This is a genomic window from Natrinema sp. LJW11, assembly GCF_056135975.1.
This window is the reverse complement of sequence record NZ_JBWBDM010000002.1, coordinates 380,569-401,128: the sequence shown is the minus strand read 5'-3', so window position 1 is coordinate 401,128 and position 20,560 is coordinate 380,569. Positions and strand designations below refer to the sequence as shown.

Here is a 20,560-nt window from a genome sequence, read left to right as displayed (position 1 = left end):
GATTGACACCGCCGCTGGTTACGTGTAGTCGGACGATCTTTGGTTTCCAAATCGAACGTATCGCCGTCCGATAATCGCCGCAACGGTGAGGGCAACGACGACCGCCACGCTGAGTCCGATCGGGAACGTCCGGGTATCGCCCGACCAGTCGGCGTCGAACACGTCGGCGTAGTAGTTTGCGACCTGCTCGCCGTGGAGCGCCACGAGCACCTCGCGGTTGTTCTCGAGCGAGTTCGCGTTCCAGTTCGCACTGCCGACGATCGCGACCTCTCGGTCGATCACCACCCCTTTGGCGTGGATCTTCTCGAATCGGTCGGTATCCTCGACGAGGCGGACCTCGAGCGGGAGCGCCTCCCGATCGGCGACCCGCTCGAGGTCGGCCGCGAGACGCTCGTTTTCGTCCGCGTTGTACCACGTCGATCCGAGCAGAATTTTCACGTTGACGCCGCGACGGGCCGCTTCGAGGGTCGCCTCGAGCAACGAGACGTCGGCGGCGATAGTTGGCTGGACGACGAGGATTTCGTTGTCCGCACCAGCGAGTAGCTCTCGCAGTCGGCCCTCGGCGTTGTCCGGCGCGATCAGGAGTTCGGCCGAGTCGACGGGGACCGTCGCGGGTTCGTGATTCGTGGGGAACTCGGATCGAGACGACGAGAAGCCCTGCTCCTCGTCGTCGATGAACGAGGCCTTCGCTCGGTAGGATTCGCCCGATACCGTGTCCCATCCCTCGAAATCAGCTCGAAAGACGCTCGCGAGATCGGCTGCGAGGGTTTCGTCCTCGAGTCGAACGCCCCAGCCGCGGCTGCTCTCTCCTCCGACGCCCGAGGGCTTCCAGTTCTCGCTGGTGACCAGCACGCGGTCGTCGGCGACGGCGTACTTGGGGTGGTGATACCGGTAGCGCGCTCCCTCGCCGCCGATGACCCGCACGTCGACCCCGCCGGCTGCGAACGTCTCGAGGACGCCCTCGGTCGCCGCCGGCGTACCGCCGACGGGGCTCGCCTCGAGGAGCACCGAGACGTCGACGCCGCGTTCAACCGCGTCGACGAGGTCCGCGGCGATCGCGTCGGAAGTGACGGTGTAGCCGGCCAGCAGGAGCCGCTCGTCGGCGTTCCGGATCGTCTCCCGCGGGATCTCGGGGCCGTCGGGGAGGACGAACGCCGTCGCCTCGTCGATTTCGGCGCTCGAGACGGGGTGACAGGTCGCGTCTCGCGGCCACCAGTGGCCGCCGCTTTTGTTCTCACCCTCGACGTCGGTCAACTCCGTTCGGTACCACCGTTCGGCCGCCGGTGCGCGATCGTAGGATACCGAATCGATCGTGGTCGTCGCGTTTCGGAGTCGCAGGTCGTCGCCATCGTTCGCGAGTTGAAGGTGACCCTCGAGCCCGAGGACAGGGAGCTCGGTCAGCGTTTTCGTGACGTTCGGCGCAGTACTCGCGACGATACGTCCGGTGTCCGTCTCGTTCGGGAGTGTCGCCGTCGTGTGGCCGTCCGCGAGGGTCAGGGTCTCGAGGCGGGTTTCGGGCGGGACTTCGAGGACGACGAACTCGCCGGCGTTGCCGTCGGTGGTGGGGTTCGGGTAGAGGCCGACTATTCGTGGGTTCGTCGTCGTGTCAGTGGGGATCGGATTCCGCTCCCCCGCTCGAGGCGGACAGGCGAGTTCGGACTGGCTCGATGTTCCATCCGCGGCTGCTCGAGCAGCGGGCAGTTCGCGCATCGACGTTCCGTTGGCGACCGCGAACCCAGCGAGTATCGTTGCACTGGCAACGAGACAGCAGGCGAGTACGGCGACGAATGCGGCCCGCCGGAGATCCATCGCTCCGTCTGGCTGCCTTTCCCTACTTAAAATATCGGCGTCAATGAGTTCTGGTCGCGATTGGATCCGTCCGTAGCAGTAGTAGTAGGGGATCGAAAGGTACGACCGCCCACATTGTCCGCTCTGGTGTCGTACGATCGAAACCAGTCGAAAGACGATTCTCCGTCTTTCCGCGTGTCAGGCCGCGGGCTCGAGATCCACGCGCTCGGCTTCGGCCTGGACGAGGTAAGCACGGTCGTCGCCGTAGTCGGCGACGATCTCGAGGGCGTCTTGGGTGCCGATGCGGTTGAGCGCCCACGCGGCGCTGGCACGGACGCGATCTGAGTCGTCGTCCGCGAGGACGTCCGCGAGCGGCTCGATGGCGCGGGTGTCGCCGATCAGGCCCAGCGCGCGGGCGGCCCAGCTGCGGACGTCGGCCTCGCCGGCGACGAGCTGCTGTGCGATCGGCTCGACCGCGTCCGCGGCACCGATTTCGCCGAGGGCGCGGAACGCGGGTCGCTGGAGGTTCGGGTTGGAGTCGACGTAATCGACCAGCGTCTCGACGATCTCCTCGTCGTCGACGCCGATCTTCCCGAGGACGGCCATCGCGGCCTGATCGCGCCGGTTGGCCTTCTGGAGCATCGGGTCGATGGCCTCCTCGGGCCCCATCCGCTCGAGGGCTTCCATGCAGTGTTCTTCCATGAAGTCGGAGTCGAACGTCTCGAGCGCGAGCAGGATCTGATCGACGTTCCCCTGCTTCTCGTGGACCTTGAGCGCGTGCCACTCCGGCGGGAAGTCCTTGACGTGATCGAGCACGTCGTAGTAGCCCTCGCGGCGGAGCTGCTCGCGGATCTCGAGGTCGGTCCACTCGGTCGCGTCGTCGATATCGCTCTGTAGACCGTCGGTCGCCTCGAGCAGGTCGGCGATCGTCTCGGCGTCGTCGTCGGCGTCGAGTGCGGCGTCCTCGACGGCTTCGGCCGCCTCGTCGAGGGTCGCATCGAGCTGCTCGGGCACCGTCTCGCCCCGATTGACCAGCGTGACCGAGCTTCCGAGTAGGCCGTTCAACTCGTCGAGGAAGTCGTCGACGGCTTCGATCAGTTCGGCCTTGCCCTCCTCCGTCCAGCGGGTGTCCGTTATCGTCCCGCTGGCATCGTCGATCTCACCGACGACGTCCTCGCCGTAGGGGCCGCGCTGGTCTTCGAGGTCGGACTCGAGGTCCGAGAGGTCGCTCTCGATCTCGTCGTACTCCTCCTGTAACTCTTCTTCCGGCGCGGGTTCCGCGTCCTCGTCTTCCTCGTCCTCGTCGTCGGTTTCGGGCGGCTCCGGTACCTCGACGCTCTCGAGTTCGGTCCGGAACGACGCGAGATCCGCCTCGACCACGTCGAGGTCGTCCTCGGTCTCGGCCGCCTCGAGGGTCGAATCGAGTCCCTCGAGATCGGCGGCCAGCGCATCGAGTCGCTCGCGGATCTCCGCGAGGTCGGCGGGCTGCTCGTCGTCGCCCGGTTCGTCCTCGACGGCCCCGTCGTCACCGTTCGACTCGTCCTCGCTCATCGTCCCACCTCGAGGCGACGCCGACGCGTGACAGTGTACATACCCTACGGTCGTGTCAGCACGGCCCTAAGCGTTTCCATGCACGCCGACCTCGCCGGTCCGCTCGGCGTCGCCCCAGTACAGCCAGGGGCTGAGAACCATGTACGCCAGCCCGAGCGTCAGGAGGGCGTACGGAAAGGTCCGACCGACCAAATCGGGAACGAGGATCGCGAGGGCGTGGATGACGCCCATGATGGCGGCGTCTCGAGCCAGCAGGTCGGGGTACTGGATCCGCGAGACCATCAGGTAACAGAACGCGCCGGTGATCGCGAGCACGAGCCACGGCTGGGTCTCGCCGGCGAGGATCGCTGCACCGAGGATCGTCGCGGCCAGCGTCGTCTGAACGCCTTCGGTGTAGCTACCGGAGATGTCGTAGGCGGTATACATTCCGAGACGAGTGACGGCCATCGCGACGAATAGCGCACAGACCGTCGTCACGAGCAGGAGTTCGGCGCTGACCGCGTCGAATCCGATCTCGAGGCCCCCGGTGACGACGACGAACGAGAGGACGGCGGGGGCGACGGCGAAGGAGGCGACGTCGGCGAGGGAATCGAGGTAGGGGCCGGCGTCGGTCCCGCCGTAGCGCCGTGCGAGGATACCGTCGAGGCCGTCCGCGATGGCCGCGAGGAGGATCAGCCGAGCCGCCAGATCGATGTCGACGACCGCGACGACGACCGCGACGAACCCCAGCGCGGCGTTGGCGATCGTCACCGCGTCGGCGACGCCGACCCGACCGACGAACCGGGGAAGCATATGCCCGGAATCGACGGGGAGCTACCTTACGTGTTTTCGTTTCCACAGCGTTCTCACTTTCGAGGATTGAACCGGGGCGGTTATACCGCAACTCTCCTAACGATCACGTATGCACCGGCGTGCCTATCTCGCCGCCGTCGGAACCGCCGCCTCGGCCGGCCTCGCGGGCTGTTCGTCCGCGCTCAGCGTCCTCGAGGACGATCCCTGTACCGGCGACGACTGCCACATCGGGATGAACCGCACCGAGTTCCTCCCGGCGGAGTACGAGGTATCCGTCGGCGACACGGTGATCTGGAAGAACACGAGCGAGGCCGACCACACCGTCACGGCCTACGAAACGCTCATTCCGGACGACGCCGAGTATTTCGCGTCCGGCGGCTACGAGAGTCAGGCGGCCGCGTACGACGCCTGGGACGGCCGCGGCGGTCGACTCGGGACGCGCGACACGTTCGAGCACACCTTCGAGGTCCCCGGGACGTACGAATACTTCTGCATTCCCCACGAGGGGGCCGAGATGATGGGTTCAATCGTCGTTTCGGAGTGACGGCCGTCGGACGGCGGCTCGAGCCTCGCGGACTCACGGATTGCTTTTATCTCCCGCCGGCCGAATTGTACTGCCGCAATGATCGTTATTCACGCGAGTTTCCCGATCGACCCGGACCGCCGCGACGACGCGCTCGAGTCGGTCGAGGAACTCGTCACCGAGTCACAGCGAGAAGACGGCGTGATCGACTACCGAGCGACGACGGACGTCTCCGATCCGAACGTCGTCCGCTTTTTCGAACGGTACGAAGACGAGGCGGCGTTCGGCGCACACGCCCAATCCGATCACTTTCAGGAGTTTTCCGCGGCGTTACCGGAACTACTCGCCGGTGAGCCCACGGTGACCCGATTCGACGTGGCGTCCGCCGAAGAACTCGAGCTCTGAGACGGACCGCTATCGGTCAGTTTCGGCCCCAAAATATCGAAATCGGTACCGCGACAATCGATCGCGCTCGGCGCCGGTTTCATACGGTCTGCTGTAAGTCAGTTCCGGCGCGACCGCGATTCGGCCTGCGGTCGCGCCGGTAAATCGTTACAGCAAGCCGTATCAGTCGCCCGTGGCGACGTCTTCGTCGTCGACGTCGACCGCGGTCGCTTCCTCTTCGGCGACTTCCTCGGGGTGCGCCTCGAGGGTGGCCTTCTGGATCTCGACGCGGCGAAGCGGGTAGATCGTCTTGGACTCGCCGTAGATCGCGGAGGAGAGATGTCCCTCGACGACGCTGTCGATGATCTCCTCGAAGGAGCGCTCCTCGGCGGCCTCTTCGATCATCGCGACCATCTGCTCGCGGATGGCCTTCTCCTGGCTCGCGTCGGCCTTTTTCGTCGTGAAGGCGACGGGCTGGATCTGGACGCGGTAGTCGTCCGTCGTGAGGACGGTGACGTAGGCCTCGATCTTCGAGGCGCCGCGGCGGACCAGCGAGCGCAGGTAGTCCCGCGTCAGGGAGTGTTCGACGAACTCCGTGTACGCGCTGTCGCTCCCCACGTCGGTGATCTTGAAGGTGAGCTTCGTGTTGTTCTCGCTGGCGTTGTTGTTGAGGTCGCCGAGCGTCGTTTCGATGGTTCGGTCGTAGACCTTTTCCGGTTCGTCAGCGGGGGTTTCGCCGAGTTCCTGGCGGTCGAACTGCTCGGGTGCCAGAACGGTGTACCACCGCTTCTCCTGTTTCGCGCGTGAAACTGATCGTTCACTCATTGTGTTGTATCGTGTGTTGAGTCGCTACCGCGTTCGGACACAGGTCCCGTGTCCGTCGGTTCCGCGTGCTGTACCGTCCGTCCCTGCGACGTCACGTCGATCGCCACCTCGAGGTTGACGACGTAGTCGTCGACCGTCGATCGGAGGCCGCTCGTCGTCTCGCGGTCGATCCGCGTGACGATCGTGCCCGCCGTCCCGTCGGTCGCGTCCGCTGGCGTCTCGTCGCCTGCGGCGTCTGCCGTCGTCTCGTCGTCTGCTATCGTCGCGTCGTCGTCCGCGTCTATCGACTCACCGTCGCGTTCGACGGTGGTCGACATCTCGTCGGTGTTGTCCGGGCTGAGCGCCCGCGCGATGAGGGCGGCGTCGTCGTGATCCGTCCTGATCGTCGCGCGCCGACTCATCGGAACTCCCTCACTGCCGCGACGATCGCCGATTCGTCCACGTCGGGGTCGTATCGAAGGTAGCCGCGCCGGTGACCGACGTCGTACTCGACCGCGATACCGGCGTCGGGGGCCGTCTCCGAGTCCCCGTCGGCCGCTCCGGTCTCGAGTTCGCGAGCGACGCCCTCGACGGTCGCGGTGAGGGGGTCAGCGTCGCGGGTCGCGATCGCCGCCTCGCCGTCGGAAACGACGAGAACGGCCGGCTCCGGCGACCGGGAGGCCGCCGCGATCCGCGCGACGGCTTCGACGGGACCGTCGTCGATCCCGACGACGAACAGGCCGTCGTAGCGGCCGGTCGAGGCGTCCGCGAGCGCCGCGTGGGCGCGGCGTCCGTGCTCGCGCCAGGCCTCGAGCGCCGCCTCGCGAACGTCGTGGCCCATCGCGAGCGCCGTTCCCGTCCCCGGTTGGGTTCGGGCCAGGGCCTCGAGCACGTCGGCGAAGCCGCCGAGCGTCGCGAAGGGGGCCTCGGACGTGGCGTACGGCTGGAGCGCGCGTCCGATTGACGCCGCCGCGGCGTCGGCCGCCCCGTCGGCACCGACGACGTCGAGTGCGACCAGCGAGCCGATCGCCCGGTGGTCGTCCGCATCGAGGTCGGCGGGGTCGCCGTCGACGGCGGCCGCGATCGCCTCGCGCGTCGCGTCGAGATCGCCCGACCACGGCGCGCGGAGGCGCGTCGAGTGCGCGAGCCCGTCGACCGGATCGGCGGTCGGTACCGCGACGCCCGGTCGCCGCTCGACGAGGCCGCGTTCGCTCGCGGTCTCGAGGAGCCACTCGCTCTCGCCGGCACCGGGGTCGCTCCCGCCGGCGACGACGCCGGCGAGTGCGAGCACCGGATCCGGCGTCGCACCCATCTCGCGGACGAGATCAACGGCTTCCAGCGTCGCCGGTCGATTCTCGGCCGCGAGCCGGACGAAATCGTCCGTGTCGGCCGCGTCGGCGGCGCCGACGAGGATCGTGGCGTCGCCCTCGCCGCTCGAGGCCGGGACGCGCTCGGATCGCTCCGCGATCGTTCGGCCGACGGTCACCTGGTACGGCGTTTCGCGCTCGGCGAGGGCGCTCGCGAGGAGGCCGCTCGCAGCGAGTGCGTCGCCGTCGGCCCGGGCGACGAGGCGCACGAAGCCGGCGCTCTCGAGGGCGCTCGTGGCGGACGCCGGCTCGGCGGATCGACCCTCGGTGGACATGCGGGTTATTCGTCCTCGAGCTCGAGCAGCTCGGTCGCGACCTCGTAGGAGTACTGGAAGTCGGCCGCGATTTCGTCGCCGCGGTAGTACTTGACCAGGCGGCGAACCTTCGCTTCGGTGTTCTGCAGGGCGCGCTTGTTCTGGTAGTCCTGCTGGTTCTCGCGGACGTGCTCGCGCAGTCGAACGGCGCGTTCCATGAGGTTCCGGAGGTCCTCGGGGAACGCCGCTTCCGCGTCGTTTTCCTCGAGGATCTCGGTGATCTTCTTCCCGGTCGCCAGCTTGACGTCCGGGACGGGCGTGCCGGTGACGCCTTCGTCACGCAGCTTCATCCCGATCTGACTGGGATCGTGGCCCTGTTCTGCCAGTTCGACGACTCGGGATTCGATATCGTCCGAGTCGACGTCGCTCCACTCCGGCGGTTCGTCTGCCGACGGCTTGTCCGAACCGGACGAGCCGCGACGGCGGGTGTGCATTCGTGCCATTGGTTGAGGATAGGAATCGCACTGACCGCGAGTGTCGTCTGTCGAGCGACAGTTACTGCTCCCGCGTCGGGAGTCGCGCTGTCCGACAGTCCGTGGCTCTCGCCGTGCACTTCCGCAATCCCAAGCCACCCGAAAGAGGGGGTGACGCAGTCGGATTTGCGGCCGTGCGCTTCCCACTACCGCTTCCGTCGTCGGGGACTAAAGCGTTTCTACATCGCAAGGGTCGTCGGGCGGCTGGGGAGGCCGCCGCGGCTGCCACGGGGCCGTCGATCAGAGCAAAATGGCGAAGACCAGCACGGAGAGCCCGATCATGGCGGCGGCGTGTTTCGTCCCCGCTCCGACATCCCCGGTGCTCAACTGGCCGGCGATCAGCCCGGAGAACGTCCCCTGGACGAGCGTCGCGTGGTAGAACAGCGTGGCGTAGGCGTCGGCACTGACCTGGGAGAACCCGCCCAGGCCGCTGATTCCGGACCCGGACGCGGCGGGCAGCTCCGTACCCCCGGTCGGAAGGTTCGGGATCAGATAGCCGGCGAGCACGGCGATGATGAACAGGAAGACCAGAAACGAAACGTAGACGACCACCATGTACTCGACCATCGCCTGCTTGCGCTCGCGCTCGAGGCGGCGGTCGGCCGCGGCCTGTCGCGCGGCGATTCGGAGTGTAGTCTCGAGGTTGCCGCTGGCCTTCATTGACTCGGTGAGCAGGGTGACGACCCGGGAGATCGAGCGGGTGCCGACGCGCCCCTCGAATCGGACGAGCGCCGTCTGCAGATCGGCACCCCACTGGATGTCGTTCCAGATCCGGTCGAGTTCGGGACCGAGCGGACCGAGAGCTGACCCCCGAACTCGGCCGATCGACGCGACGATCGACAGGCCGGCCTCGTTTACGCTGGCGAGTCGATCGAGCAGGTCAGGGACCGCGCCTTCGATCGCCGCGAGCCGGCGACAGTGAAGTTCGTAGGCGACCGCGAAGACGGTCAGGACCCCGAAGGCCCCGATGGCGACGGTGTCGTCGACCGCAGTCGCGTCGAACCCGCCCTCGAGCGCCGTCGGAAGCCGGCCGGCCAGCGCCACGAGCACGATCGGGACGGTGATCGCGAGCGTGAGCGTCGGCCGCTCGACGAGCGTCCGAATCGGGTGTCCGAACCGATCGCGGATCCCGGCCAGCAGGCGGTAGTACCGCACCCGTTCGACGTTCGGGTGCGGAGTCGAGGCTGGGCCAGTGGCGGCGTCCTCCGCCGTTCCGCGCCCGCCGTCTGCCCGTCGCTCGACGCCGGCGGAATCCGCGCCGACGGACGGCGCGTCGACGGCGGGCGACTCCTCGGCGACCCCGCTGCTGGGATCGAGCTTGTCGGTCACCGTGCTCAGATACACCATGAATCCGACGTTAGCCAGGGGCAAGACGAGGTAGACGAACAGCCGCAACTGTCCGAACGTGTCGTCGCCGGCGATCCCCATGACGACGAGAATGGTGATCAGAAAGAGCGGCCCCGCGACCAGCACCGTGACGTAGGCTTCGGCCAGCGTCCCGAGCAGATCGAGGGCGCTCTCCTGCTGGGATTCGGCGTCCTCGCGGAAGTCCTGATACTGGCGTTCGAGGAACGGCGAGAGTCCCTGTCCGCTCTGGAGGACGCTGACGAGGTTCTCGGTGAACTCGCGGAACTGCGGGCTGGGCGAGCGCCGCCCCATCGTCTGGAGGGCGGTGATGACGTCCGTGCCGAACGTGTCCATGCTCCGGAGCGCGACCGAAAACTCCGCGGCGGCCTCGCCGTAGGTATCCTGCTGATCGGCGACCACGCGGACGACCGCCGGGAACGCCATGCCGCTCCGCGAGAGCGCGTAGATAAACGCGACCAGCGCGGGTAACCCCGCCTCGATCCGCCGGGCGCGGGCGTCGGCGACGTACCCCGGATACCACCACCGGAACCAGTACGCGCCGTAGCCGGCCACTGCCCCGAACGTGAGCGCGGAGCCACAGAAGAGGACGACGAGTTCGACCAGCGACAGGGACGGGAGCCCGCCCAGGGCCGCGAGGAAGCCGAGCGGATCCGGGAGCGCCGCCCGCATCGTGTCGGAATCGATCGAGAGGAGAACGAGAAGGCCCCAGATCGCATACACTCCGAGAACCGAGCCGGCGACGGCGGCGATGGCGGCGTACAGGAGCGTCTTCGACCCGTAATCGCGGCCGGTCGTCGGCACCCGTGCGGCCCGTAACGCCGCCTGCCTGTCCGGGCGCTCGCCGCGGACCGCATCGACGCTGCTCCCGAAGAGCCGGATCGCAATCCGACTCAGGGCTCGATCGACGCGATCGGCGTATCTGGCGATCACGACCAGCGCACAGAGCAAGACCGCGAACGCCAGCGGACCGACGGTGACGAGTCTCATCCGTCTCGAGCGTCGTCAGTCTCAGTTCGCGTCGATCCGTCGACGCGTCCCGCGTCGGGGCGGGCGGGTGCGCGATCGTCGTCACCGGTCGGAGCATCAGCGGCCTCGTCCGTCACATCGCCTACGTTTCCCGTAGCAACGTCCGCGCCGTCCACAGCAACGTCCACGCCGTCCGCAGTATCGTCCACATCGTCCGCGATCGTCTCGAGGATCCGATCCGGGTCGCTGTAGTACTCGTTGACGAGCGCGGTAAAGCGCCGGTAGTCGGCGATACCGTTAGCCTGTAGGTACTCGAGGAACCGCTTCCGGTTCGCGAGTTCGGTCAGGAGTTCCTGTTGGCTCCAGCCGCGTTCGTCCCGTATCTCCGAGAGGAGCTTGCTGCCGGCGCTTCGGAAGCTGTCGGTCTCGCCGTTCCAGGTGTAGGCCGTCGAGTAATCGAGTTCGCCGGTCCGCTGGTCGACGCCTTCGATCTCCGCGAGGACCTTGTTCCGGCGCACGCGCTGATCGCCCGTGCGCGTCAGCGTCTGCACCGCGAGCACGTCGAGGCTCTGGACCATCGACCGGGGAACGTTGATCGGCTCGTTCTCGAGCCGGTTGATGGCCGTCTGCACCGAATCGGCGTGCATCGTCGAGTACGTCGTGTGTCCGGTGTTCATCGCCTGAAAGAGCGTCATCGCTTCCTCGCCGCGGACCTCGCCGACGACGATGTACTCGGGGCGGTGCCTGAGCGCGGATCGCAACAGGTCGTACATCGTCACGTCGGTTCCCTCGTGCACTCGCTCGCGCGTGATCGAGGAGAGCCAGTTGTCGTGAGACAACTGGAGTTCGCGGGTGTCCTCGATCGTCACCACCTTCGATCGGGGCGGGATGAACATCGAGATGGCGTTCATGCTGGTCGTCTTCCCCGACGCGGTGCCGCCCGCGAAGAGCAGGCTCTTGTTGTGCTCGATCGCGAGCCAGAGGTAGGCCAACTGTTCGACGTCGAACGTGCCGTACTCGAGCAGGTCGATCGGCGTGAACGGCTCGTCGGCGTACTTCCGGATCGTAAAGGCCGAGCCACGCGGCGTCACCTCCTCGCCCAGGGCGAGTTCGGCCCGGGAGCCGTCGGGGAGGGTCGTTTCGACCATCGGGTCGCCGATGGAGATGTGTCGGCCGGAGTGTTGGGCCAGTCGGACGACGAACCGATCGAGCGCGGGCTTCTCGAAGGAGACGTTCGTCGCGACGTCGGTGTACTCGTCGTGATAGACGAAAAGCGGCAACTCGTAGCCGTCACAGGAGACGTCCTCGACGTGCGGGTCGTGCATGATCGGGTCGAGCGGGCCGTACCCCCGGAAGTCCCGGTGGATGTAGTAAAACAGTCGGTAGAACGTCGCCGCGTCGATCTCGGCCCCGTAGCGCTCCAGGAACTCCCGAACCGTCTCCCGGAGCAGCGATTCGACGTCCTCCCCCTCGTTCTCGCGGTACAACAGCGGATCGCGGACGTCCTCGAGCAGCGTCTCGAGCAGGACCGCCTCCTCGTCGCGGAGCGTCGGTTCGACGGTCCGGTACCGGTGTTGGCTGGCGTCGTGGTCGTAGCCGATCGAGACGAACGAAAACGGCGCGTCGACCCAGTAGCGGTCGACCTCTTCGAGCCCCTGAGGGTCGTCGAACGTAACCAGCGGACCGTGGCTACCCGGCTCGTAGGCTCCGACGTCGACGGTCGACCCCCGGAGGGTCTCGACGACCCGTCTGAGCGCGCGTCGAGCGGCGTCGATCGTCGACTCGGTCTCCGCCGCCGTATCCGAACCGCCGGTGCCGGGAGTCGCGGAGCCGTCGGACGGACGGGCGTCGGCGTCGCTCTCGTCGCCGTTTCTCGCTTCGCCCGAACCGCTGTGGTCTGAGGAGTCCATCGATCGCGGGTTTCGTGACACGTCCGGACGCGACTATTATAAAGGAGACGGCCGATCGGCGCGTCGGCCGTCCGCTCTCAGCCAGCGTGGCGGATCGGCGTGGCCGTTATCGGTGGATCGGACGGCCAATTCGGTGGCTAATATAATTTGTCGTGCGTTACGTTCATACCGCGGGAGTCCGAAGCATCGGGTACGGAATGAGGCGCGAGCACTTCACGTTAGATGTCACTCATATCGACTGGGTCGAGACCGACGGCGAACCGAAGAAGCCCGTGGTATCGATCGATTTCACCGGCCCGGCGACGATGCTTCGCGAGCGCCTGACCGGTCCCGGCGGCGACGTTCTCGAGGCGAGCGAAACGGACGTTGCCCTCCGATTACAGGGGCCGCTGGGGGACGACACTGCGGGGGTAGTGAGCGTCACCAATCGCATCACCGGCGAGTTCATCCTCGAACTCAACGAGGACGCCGACGACGTCCTCCGATTCATTCAGGCCGCGCGCGGGTACGGCGATACCGCCGACGACGACGGCCGGTACGCGGTCGAGATCACGCTCGACGGTGACTCGTTCGTCGACTACGATAAACGAACGTTTCTCGTCTACGACGACGAGGGGAGCCTGCTCCGGCAACACAGTCTGATCCCCAGCGGCGTCGAACTCTAGCCCGATTCTGAATTCGATCCCGTCGGTCGGATCGGCCCGGTCATTTCGCTCGATTCCCGCGTCCCGACGGAGAACGGTTGCCGGCAAACGCCACCGGTCGACGGATGATGAGTTGACGCGCCGACCCTTAACCCTCTCACGTTCATCGACGATCCAAACGGTCAGTTTGATAGACACGCGCCGATGACCCAGTTCTATGGTTGACAGGCGACGGATCGCGACGTACTGCGGGATCGTCGGGCCCATCGTCTCGGTGGGGGCCATTTTCCTCGCGACGATCCTCGCCCCGCCGGAGACGTTCACGTGGCAAGACCGGGCGCTCTCCGATATGGGCCGGTACGGGGCCCCGACGTTCCTGCTGTTCAACGGCGGGCTGATTCTGGGTGGGCTGATCGGCCTCCCGTTCGGGTGGCGGCTCTGGATCGCGAGCCGCAACGCCGTCGAGCGCGTCGGCGTCGCGCTACTCGCGGTCGCCGTCGTCGGGATGATCGGCGTCGGAATCTTCTTCCTCGAACATACGAGCCTTTACCTTGAGACGAGCAAACACGGGCTCGCGGCCCTGACCGTGTTCGGCGTGGCACCGTTCGCGAGCTGGGTCTACGGGTCAGGAGCGGCGCTGGCCGGTGATGGCCGTCTCGCAGTCGCCTCGTTCTGGCTCGGAATCGTTCACCCGGTCGTGTGGCTGGGCTGGCTGGCGTCCCTCGGCGGTGCGATCGATATCGGCACGTGGTTCGCCGTCCCCGAATTCGTCGCTGCCGTCGCCTTCGGCGGCTGGGTACTCCTGCTCGCGGTCGTCGTTGTCCACCGAACCGACCGGGAAACGGACGGACCGAGTCGCTGACCGCTCGCGCCCGCCGTTGCGACGTTCGGCCACACAACGCTTAAATCGAAACCGTCCCTATACGCGGATATGCACAAAGACGAACTCCTCGAGCTCCACGAAGAACTCGTCGTCATCATGGAGTACTTCTCCGAGCGCGAGGAGGTCGACGAAACGCTGTTCGATCCCTACCGCCAGCTCGACGTTGATCCCTCGCACGTCCACAAGTCGAAGAGCGAACACAAACACGCGGTCTTCGTCCTCGGCAACGCGCTCGCGAGCGCGATGACCGAGGACGAGTTCTCGAGCGCCGGTCGGATCGGCAAGCGGATGAAGGAACTCGCCGAGGACGCGGAATCGAAGATATAGGCGATTTCTATCGCAGTTGCCGCAAGTCGGTGAATACCTGATCGGCGACGGAGTACGGTTCGGCGGACGATCGTTTCAGTAGTCACGACAGGCGAAACGTATTTGGTGTGGTTCCCGCTTGTTGACGTATGGACTCGCGCACGCAAGAGCGCGTCGAGGAGTGGGACTCCCGCCCATTCAACGGCGGTTTCGACGGTCTCTCCGATCTCGCTGCTGGTGATTTCTCGGGTGCCGTATCGGCGGCGGGCACGTGGCTCTTTATGCTCAACGGCCGCATCGTCGGCGTCATCGACGGCGACATCGAGGACTTCGAGACCGCCTCGGGAACGCGGTACGAGGCCCCCCACCCGTCGCTCCCCTTACTCTGTACGATGGAAGAACAGGGCGGCGAGCCGCGGGCGAAATACTACACGAACGAGACGCCGCTTCGCGAGGTCGATGGCACGCTGCAAAGCGGGTCGTTCACCGGCTACATCGAACTGAGCGAAAACGTACTCAGCGGCGACTACTACGCCGTCTACTACGGCGGTCGCCGCATGGCCGCGGCCTACATCGGCAACGCCGAACGGCTGCACACCGGTGACGATGCCTTCGAGCGAGCGGCCGACGAGGTCGGTATCTACGAGGTCACCGACGTCGAGATCGATGTCGTCGACGTTCCGGGGACGGCCGATGCCGACCCCGACTCGAGGTCGGAGGCGGATCCGACGACGGACGCCGAGACAGTCGATCCTGCCGTCGATGCAAGCGCTCCCGATCCATCTCCGGATCCCGGTTCGGCGTCCGATCCGACCGCTGACTCATCTACTGACGCAACGACCCCGTCGATCGACCCGATCGACGTCTCGGACACCGACCCAGTCGCCACCGACGACGCGGCCGGGAGCGACGCGATCGAAGAGGCCGACGACGACGAGCCGACGCTGTCCTCGGAGATCGACCTGACGGGGGACGCGACTGGTATCACGTCGACCGACGAAAGCGAAGCGGAGCCGGAGTCGGCCGCTACGGGCATTACCGACTCGGGGTTGTCCGTCGATCTCGATCCCGACTCTGATCCGGACGAGACCGCCGCGGACAACGAACGCACCCCATCAACGCAGGACACGGGCGCGGAGACCGAGTCGACAGAGTACGCGGATCCCGACACCGGATCGACCGGCTCCAAACCTGAGTCAGAGTCGGAGTCGACACCGGCGGAGTCGACACCGGCGGAGTCGGGAGTCGACGGGGCGTCGCCCGGCGAGGGCACCACGCCCGATCCGACGGACGAGGGCGGCACTGAGAGCGAGCCGTCGACGACCACGGAGGCGACCGCGACGTCCACCGAGACGGTCGCAGAACCGACCGAAACCGTGGATTCCGCCGCCACCGACGACATCGAGACCGATGAGCCACGACCGACGACGGGCGAGGGGTCCGCTTCGAGTCCCGACCTCGCGGAGGTCGAGGCGGCGGCTGAGGAACTCGATCAGAACGATATTTCCTGGGTCGACGAGGACGACGAGGACGACGCGGACGACGCGGACGAGGACGGCGGGGCGAACGAGAACGGCGAGACGGCGGCAATCGGATCGTCCGACGACGAACCCGCCACCGAGGCTGAGGCGGCGAGCGAAGAGGACGCCCTCGAGGAGCAGTTCGAACGGGAGGAGGAATGGCGCGAAACGCGACGCATTCCCTCGATCGATCCGGAGAACAGCGAGGCGATCTCCGACTCCAGCGCGGGCGGACGCGAGGGGAACTCGGATCGGTCGTCGCCGGACCGATCCGCCTCGGAGCAGTCGCCGAACCGGGCCGACGAGAGTACGGCTACCGCCTCGTCGAACGACGCTCGAGCGGACTCGCAGAACTCGGCGGCGGCCGAGACGTCGACGGCGTCGGCCGCCGGGTCGCAAGCGGGACGATCCCGGGACCCTGAATCGGAGCGTTCACCGGAAGAAGCCGCCGACGCGACCGACTCGACCGACGAACGGGTCGAGGCCCTCACCGAAAAGATCGAGACGTTACAGGAGCACCGCGACGCGCTCGTCGCGAAAGCCGACGAACTCGAGGCCGAACGCGACCGGCTGCAGTCGAAAAACGAAGATCTCGCCGGGACCGTCGAGCGGCTCCAGACGCGGATCGAGGAACTCGAGACGGACCTGCAACGCGCCCGCCAGCGCGAGGTCGGCGAGACGGAACCCGGAGCGAGCGCGAGCACCCAGCTTTCGCCCCAGCAGGCGCTCTCGGGGACGAACCTCTTCGTTCGGTACGGGTCGAAGAGTCAGCCGACCCTCGAGACGGCCCACGACGGCAACGCGGATCGCAGCGAGGTCGCGTCGAATCTGCGATTGGAGCACCACACCGGGTTCGATTCGAGCGACGCAGCCATCGACGGAACGCCCTACGAGGAGTTCCTCGAGTCGACGATGGAGTACCGGTTCGTCGACTGGCTCACCGAGATGCTGCTCTACGAGATCCGCGACACCGGTAACGCGGACGGGCTGGGCGACTTGTACGACGCGATTCCGCGGATCGATCGGGCCGAACTCGGCGCGACCATCTCGCTCGCCGACGACGAGACCGAGGACGTTCCCGATCAGGTCACCTTCGACATCGTCGCCTACGACAAAATGGGGAATCCGCTCGTGCTGGTCACGCTCAACGACTCGCGCGAGCCCGCGACCGAGGAACTCCTCGGCGAACTCGAGGAAGCCGCGTCCGCGGTGAAGGCGAACTATCCGGACCTGGCGGCCGCGATCGCCGTCACCTCGAGTTACTTCGAACCCGGCGCGCTCGAGGTGGCCGAGCAGGCAACGAGCGGCGGCTTCCTTAGCCGGGGCTCGAAACTGAGTTACGTCAACCTCTCGCGGAAGGACGGCTACCACCTCTGCCTGGTCGAATCCCGTTCCGAAGGGTTCCATATGAACGTCCCCGAGCTCTAAGCCGTCGCTATCGAATCCACGTTCCGTTTTCCGTCACCGTTGGTGCCTGTTGGTCAGCATTTTCTCGTCCCGGCAGTGTCCGCCACCGATCGTCGAGTGTGAGAGAAGTGCAGACGATTCGCGTCTCTTCCGACCGCCAAATCGGCACGCGGTCGCTCTCCGAGGGCAGCGACGCTCTGAGGCGGACATGTGAGTTATTATAGCCGCTATCCGGCAAAAAACGGCGGGAAGAGGCGTCGTTCGTCGGCGACGCACCGCCTGGTGACTGCGGGGTCGGGCGACGGCGTCCGAATCGGACGCGAGACTAGCCTTCGATCTCCGCGACGTCTTCGATCTTCATGCCGTCGAGCTTCTCGACGATTTCGTCGAGTTTGCCGTCGAGTTCGTCGACGAATTCGACGGTGCGCTCGGTCTTGATCGCTCCCTGACTGGAGGGCTCGATGAGGTTCTCCTCCTCGAGGACTCGAAGCGAGTAGCGGACCTTGTGGTGGGGGTATCCCGTCTCGTTCGACATCTTGACGATCCCGATCGGTTCGTTCTCGATAACCATCTTCAGGACCTGCAGATGACGTTCCAACATATCGACTTCCTTCTCAAGTCGGTCTATCATGGCATTTGTTAACTTGTCTTTGGACCTTTTAAAAGTTCCCCTCGAGAACTGGAACGTCCACTCTCAACTAGGTGTTCGTTCCTGTGAGTAGTTAACGCTTCCGGTGACGTCAATGAACTCTCCCGGTCACTGAAGCGATTTTCACGCTGGTCTCATCCCGTCGTGCGATCAGGTACGCAGCGACGTTCAGCGACTACGACACACGACGGTCGGGGTCGGAGGGACTCGCGAGCGAGTCTCCCGAATCAGTCGCTTCCGATCGGGCCTCGAGTCACAGCCCCGAAACCGACAGGGAAGCGCGTTTGTGCGGACGCCGTCGCACGAGTGACGGATTCGCGGCCCTCGCTAGAGCCACCCGCATACCGTAATCTGTTTATCGGCCCGGCAAGAACCCGCCGCTGTTATGACCGTCACTATCGTCGGGTCGCAACTCGGCGACGAAGGCAAAGGTGGAGTCGTCGACCTCTACGGCGACGCCGCCGACGTCGTCGCCCGGTATCAGGGCGGCGACAACGCTGGCCACACCGTCGTTCACGACGGAACGAAGTATAAACTGTCGCTCGTGCCGTCGGGGGCCGTCCGCGGGAAGATCGGCGTCCTCGGCAACGGCTGCGTCGTCAACCCCGAGACGCTGTTCGACGAGATCGACACGCTGCGAGAGCGCGGCCTCGAGCCCGACGTCCGGGTCGCCGAGCGCGCCCACGTCATCCTCCCGTATCACCGCGCGCTCGACGGCATCGAGGAAGCGGAGAAGGAGGACCTCGCCGCCGGGACGACCAAACGCGGTATCGGCCCGACCTACGAGGACAAGGCCGGCCGCCGCGGCGTCCGCGTCGGCGACCTGCTCGACCCCGACGTGCTCCGCGAGCGCCTCGAGTACGTCGTCCCCCAGAAGAAAGCCCTCGCGGAGGAGGTCTTCGACAAGGAGACCGGCGAGGAGTTCGACATCGACCACCTCTACGAAACCTACCGCGAGTACGGCGAGCGCCTCGCCGACGAGAACATGACCGTCGACTGCGGCACCTTCCTGCAAGAGCGGATCGACGCCGGCGAGAACGTCATGCTCGAGGGCGCGCAGGGAACCTCCCTCGATATCGACCACGGGGTCTACCCCTACGTCACCTCCTCGAACCCGACCGCGGGCGGCGCGACCGTCGGAACCGGCCTGGGCCCGACCGTCGTCGGCGACGGCGAGGTCATCGGCATCGTCAAGGCCTACCTCTCTCGAGTCGGGACCGGCCCGCTGCCGACCGAACTCGGCGGCGTCGAGGATCAGACGCCCGGATACGATTCCGACCGACCCGCCAGCGACGACGACGAGGAACTCGCGACCTACATCCGCGACGAAGGTGGGGAGTACGGCACCGTCACCGGCCGCCCGCGCCGCGTCGGCTGGCTCGACATGCCGATGCTTCGCCACGCGGCCCGGACGAACGGCTTTACCGGGCTCGCGGTCAACCACATCGACGTGCTCGCCGGACTGGACGAAGTGAAGGTCGGCCACAGCTACGAGTTCGACACCGGCGAGGAAACCTTCACCATGCCCTCGACGACCGAGCAGTGGGGGCGCTGTGAGGCCACGTTCGAATCGTTCGACGGCTGGCCCGAAGTCGACTGGGCCGCGGTCGCCGCCGAGGGCTACGAGGCCATCCCCGAGAACGCGCGAACCTACCTCGAGTACATCGCCGACGAACTCGACACGCCGGTCTACGCCGTCGGCGTCGGTCCCGGCCGCGAGGAGACCATCGTCGTCGAGAACCCGTACGAGTAGCGCGACGGCCGGTTTCTTCGACGGTAGCCACTGAAACGATTTCCACACCGATCGCATCGCCGTTATGCGGTCTGGTGTGCAGTGACGTTCAGTGGCCGCTATCGTACCGTCGGTTCCACGCTCGCGCTGCGAGCAAAACGCTCGATTTGCCACTACACCCGCCACCGCCCGATCGATCGGCCGCTCGCGAGCGACGTTCCCGAAACCTTTTGCTGGATGCGACGAGCCTACGTAGTATGAAGGAGTCGTTGCTGGACATTCTCTGCTGTCCGCTCGATAAACACGACCTGGAGCTCGAAGACGCCGAGTACGACGACGAGGAAGTCATCGCCGGCTCCCTCGTCTGTTCCGAGTGCGGCGAGGAGTACCCCATCGAAGACGGCATTCCGAACCTGCTGCCGCCGGACATGCGCGAGGAAACGCCGGCCTGACCGGACAGATTTACCGTGTCACCACCAGCGGTCACCGTCCACGTCAACCGCGGGTCCGCCGAGGCGCTCGAGCCGTCGAGCACCTCGCTCGAGACCGACGGCTCGTTTCTCCTCTCGCTGTCGGGTCACGAGTCTCCCGCGCACGTCCACTGTCGCCTCGCGGGTGACCTCGAACGGATCGCATCGCTCGAGGAAACGAACCACTTCGTCGAACCGGACGGCGTCACGACCGTTCCGATCGCCGTCAACGCCGACGCGGTCGATCGCCCCGTGGACGGCCACCTCGAAGTACTGACGGGCTACGGCTCCGAGTCGATCTCGATCGCCGTCACCGTCGTCCCCGGACCGCCGGACGTCGACGTCGACGAGTCCCTCGCCGAACCCGCCCGCTCGGAGCCCGAGCCGACGACGCTCGAGCGCGCGGTCGACCGGGTCACCGATATCGCCGGGCTCGAGCCGGGAACGCTGGCGGTGCTGGCGCTCGGGGTCGTCGCGGTCGGGATCGCCGCGCTGACGGCGGCGTCGATCGGCAGTTCGGTCGTCACAGCGGGGCTCGCGATCGTCGTCGTCGGGTTTGCCGTCGCGCTGTTCCTGTTGGTTCAGTAGAACGGAGCGGCTCGGCGGTGCGAGGTATCAGTACGAGTTCAGCCGACGGCTCGAAATACGAGGGACGCTGGGCCGCGGCCTCGAGTCCGAGCCGCGACCCGGCATACGAGGGACGGCTCGA

General features: G+C 66.3%; 19 protein-coding genes. 9 read left to right on the top strand and 10 right to left on the bottom strand.

Annotated features, from left to right (window positions below):
• Positions 1–18: 18 nt before the first annotated feature.
• The 3 genes from AC0QDI_RS06605 to AC0QDI_RS06595 form a co-directional block, all read right to left on the bottom strand.
• Positions 19–1,809, bottom strand: coding sequence for a phospholipase D-like domain-containing protein (locus tag AC0QDI_RS06605; RefSeq protein WP_474666450.1), 1,791 nt, complete (start codon positions 1,807–1,809; stop codon positions 19–21).
• A gap of 177 nt (positions 1,810–1,986) precedes the next feature.
• Entirely contained in the window at positions 1,987–3,339 is a 1,353-nt protein-coding gene (locus AC0QDI_RS06600) for a HEAT repeat domain-containing protein (RefSeq protein WP_474666448.1), read from the bottom strand.
• Positions 3,340–3,405: 66 nt separating this feature from the next.
• On the bottom strand, positions 3,406–4,131 hold the full coding sequence (locus AC0QDI_RS06595) for a protein sorting system archaetidylserine synthase (protein ID WP_474666446.1): 726 nt from the start codon (positions 4,129–4,131) through the stop codon (positions 3,406–3,408).
• A 109-nt stretch (positions 4,132–4,240) separates the two neighbouring features.
• Between AC0QDI_RS06595 and AC0QDI_RS06590 the strand changes: the two genes are divergently transcribed.
• On the top strand, positions 4,241–4,675 hold the full coding sequence (locus AC0QDI_RS06590) for a cupredoxin domain-containing protein (RefSeq protein ID WP_474666444.1): 435 nt from the start codon (positions 4,241–4,243) through the stop codon (positions 4,673–4,675).
• A gap of 78 nt (positions 4,676–4,753) precedes the next feature.
• Positions 4,754–5,059: a putative quinol monooxygenase gene (locus AC0QDI_RS06585; RefSeq protein WP_474666442.1), complete on the top strand. Its 306-nt coding sequence runs from the start codon at positions 4,754–4,756 to the stop codon at positions 5,057–5,059.
• 162 nt (positions 5,060–5,221) lie between these two features.
• On the opposite strand, the gene AC0QDI_RS06580 is transcribed toward AC0QDI_RS06585, so the two are convergent.
• The 6 genes from AC0QDI_RS06580 to AC0QDI_RS06555 all read right to left on the bottom strand — a co-directional run bounded on the left by AC0QDI_RS06580 (position 5,222) and on the right by AC0QDI_RS06555 (position 12,240).
• Positions 5,222–5,863, bottom strand: a complete 642-nt coding sequence (locus tag AC0QDI_RS06580) for a 30S ribosomal protein S3ae (RefSeq protein WP_474666440.1) — start codon at positions 5,861–5,863, stop codon at positions 5,222–5,224.
• Positions 5,860–6,264, bottom strand: a complete 405-nt coding sequence (locus tag AC0QDI_RS06575) for a KEOPS complex subunit Pcc1 (RefSeq protein WP_474666438.1) — start codon at positions 6,262–6,264, stop codon at positions 5,860–5,862. Before AC0QDI_RS06575 ends, AC0QDI_RS06580 begins: the two co-directional genes overlap by 4 nt.
• Positions 6,261–7,484: an exonuclease gene (locus tag AC0QDI_RS06570; protein WP_474666436.1), complete on the bottom strand. Its 1,224-nt coding sequence runs from the start codon at positions 7,482–7,484 to the stop codon at positions 6,261–6,263. Before AC0QDI_RS06570 ends, AC0QDI_RS06575 begins: the two co-directional genes overlap by 4 nt.
• A 5-nt stretch (positions 7,485–7,489) precedes the next feature.
• Positions 7,490–7,966, bottom strand: coding sequence for a 30S ribosomal protein S15 (locus AC0QDI_RS06565; protein ID WP_474666434.1), 477 nt, complete (start codon positions 7,964–7,966; stop codon positions 7,490–7,492).
• A gap of 270 nt (positions 7,967–8,236) precedes the next feature.
• Positions 8,237–10,351, bottom strand: a complete 2,115-nt coding sequence (locus AC0QDI_RS06560) for a type II secretion system F family protein (protein ID WP_474666432.1) — start codon at positions 10,349–10,351, stop codon at positions 8,237–8,239.
• Positions 10,348–12,240 carry a type II/IV secretion system ATPase subunit gene (locus tag AC0QDI_RS06555; RefSeq protein WP_474666430.1) on the bottom strand — a complete coding sequence of 631 codons (1,893 nt, stop codon included), beginning with the start codon at positions 12,238–12,240 and terminating at the stop codon, positions 10,348–10,350. Before AC0QDI_RS06555 ends, AC0QDI_RS06560 begins: the two co-directional genes overlap by 4 nt.
• 197 nt (positions 12,241–12,437) lie before the next feature.
• Between AC0QDI_RS06555 and AC0QDI_RS06550 the strand changes: the two genes are divergently transcribed.
• From AC0QDI_RS06550 to AC0QDI_RS06535, 4 genes are all read left to right on the top strand, one after another.
• On the top strand, positions 12,438–12,905 hold the full coding sequence (locus AC0QDI_RS06550) for a DUF5793 family protein (protein ID WP_474666428.1): 468 nt from the start codon (positions 12,438–12,440) through the stop codon (positions 12,903–12,905).
• A gap of 196 nt (positions 12,906–13,101) precedes the next feature.
• Positions 13,102–13,746, top strand: coding sequence for a DUF998 domain-containing protein (locus AC0QDI_RS06545; RefSeq protein WP_474666426.1), 645 nt, complete (start codon positions 13,102–13,104; stop codon positions 13,744–13,746).
• 69 nt (positions 13,747–13,815) lie between these two features.
• On the top strand, positions 13,816–14,094 hold the full coding sequence (locus AC0QDI_RS06540) for a UPF0058 family protein (RefSeq protein WP_474666424.1): 279 nt from the start codon (positions 13,816–13,818) through the stop codon (positions 14,092–14,094).
• Positions 14,095–14,222: 128 nt separating this feature from the next.
• Positions 14,223–17,021 (top strand): DUF7527 domain-containing protein, encoded by a 2,799-nt coding sequence (locus AC0QDI_RS06535; RefSeq protein ID WP_474666422.1) that lies wholly within the window; start codon positions 14,223–14,225, stop codon positions 17,019–17,021.
• Positions 17,022–17,325: 304 nt separating this feature from the next.
• On the opposite strand, the gene AC0QDI_RS06530 is transcribed toward AC0QDI_RS06535, so the two are convergent.
• A complete protein-coding gene (locus tag AC0QDI_RS06530) occupies positions 17,326–17,631 on the bottom strand; it encodes a hypothetical protein (RefSeq protein ID WP_098724040.1) in 306 nt (101 codons plus the stop codon).
• A gap of 403 nt (positions 17,632–18,034) precedes the next feature.
• On the opposite strand from AC0QDI_RS06530, the gene AC0QDI_RS06525 reads away from it, so the two are divergent.
• The 3 genes from AC0QDI_RS06525 to AC0QDI_RS06515 all read left to right on the top strand — a co-directional run bounded on the left by AC0QDI_RS06525 (position 18,035) and on the right by AC0QDI_RS06515 (position 20,439).
• On the top strand, positions 18,035–19,402 hold the full coding sequence (locus AC0QDI_RS06525) for an adenylosuccinate synthase (RefSeq protein WP_474666420.1): 1,368 nt from the start codon (positions 18,035–18,037) through the stop codon (positions 19,400–19,402).
• A gap of 236 nt (positions 19,403–19,638) precedes the next feature.
• Positions 19,639–19,833: a methytransferase partner Trm112 gene (locus tag AC0QDI_RS06520; protein ID WP_474666419.1), complete on the top strand. Its 195-nt coding sequence runs from the start codon at positions 19,639–19,641 to the stop codon at positions 19,831–19,833.
• A 15-nt stretch (positions 19,834–19,848) separates the two neighbouring features.
• Positions 19,849–20,439, top strand: a complete 591-nt coding sequence (locus tag AC0QDI_RS06515) for a DUF7524 family protein (RefSeq protein ID WP_474666417.1) — start codon at positions 19,849–19,851, stop codon at positions 20,437–20,439.
• The last annotated feature ends 121 nt before the right edge of the window (positions 20,440–20,560 follow it).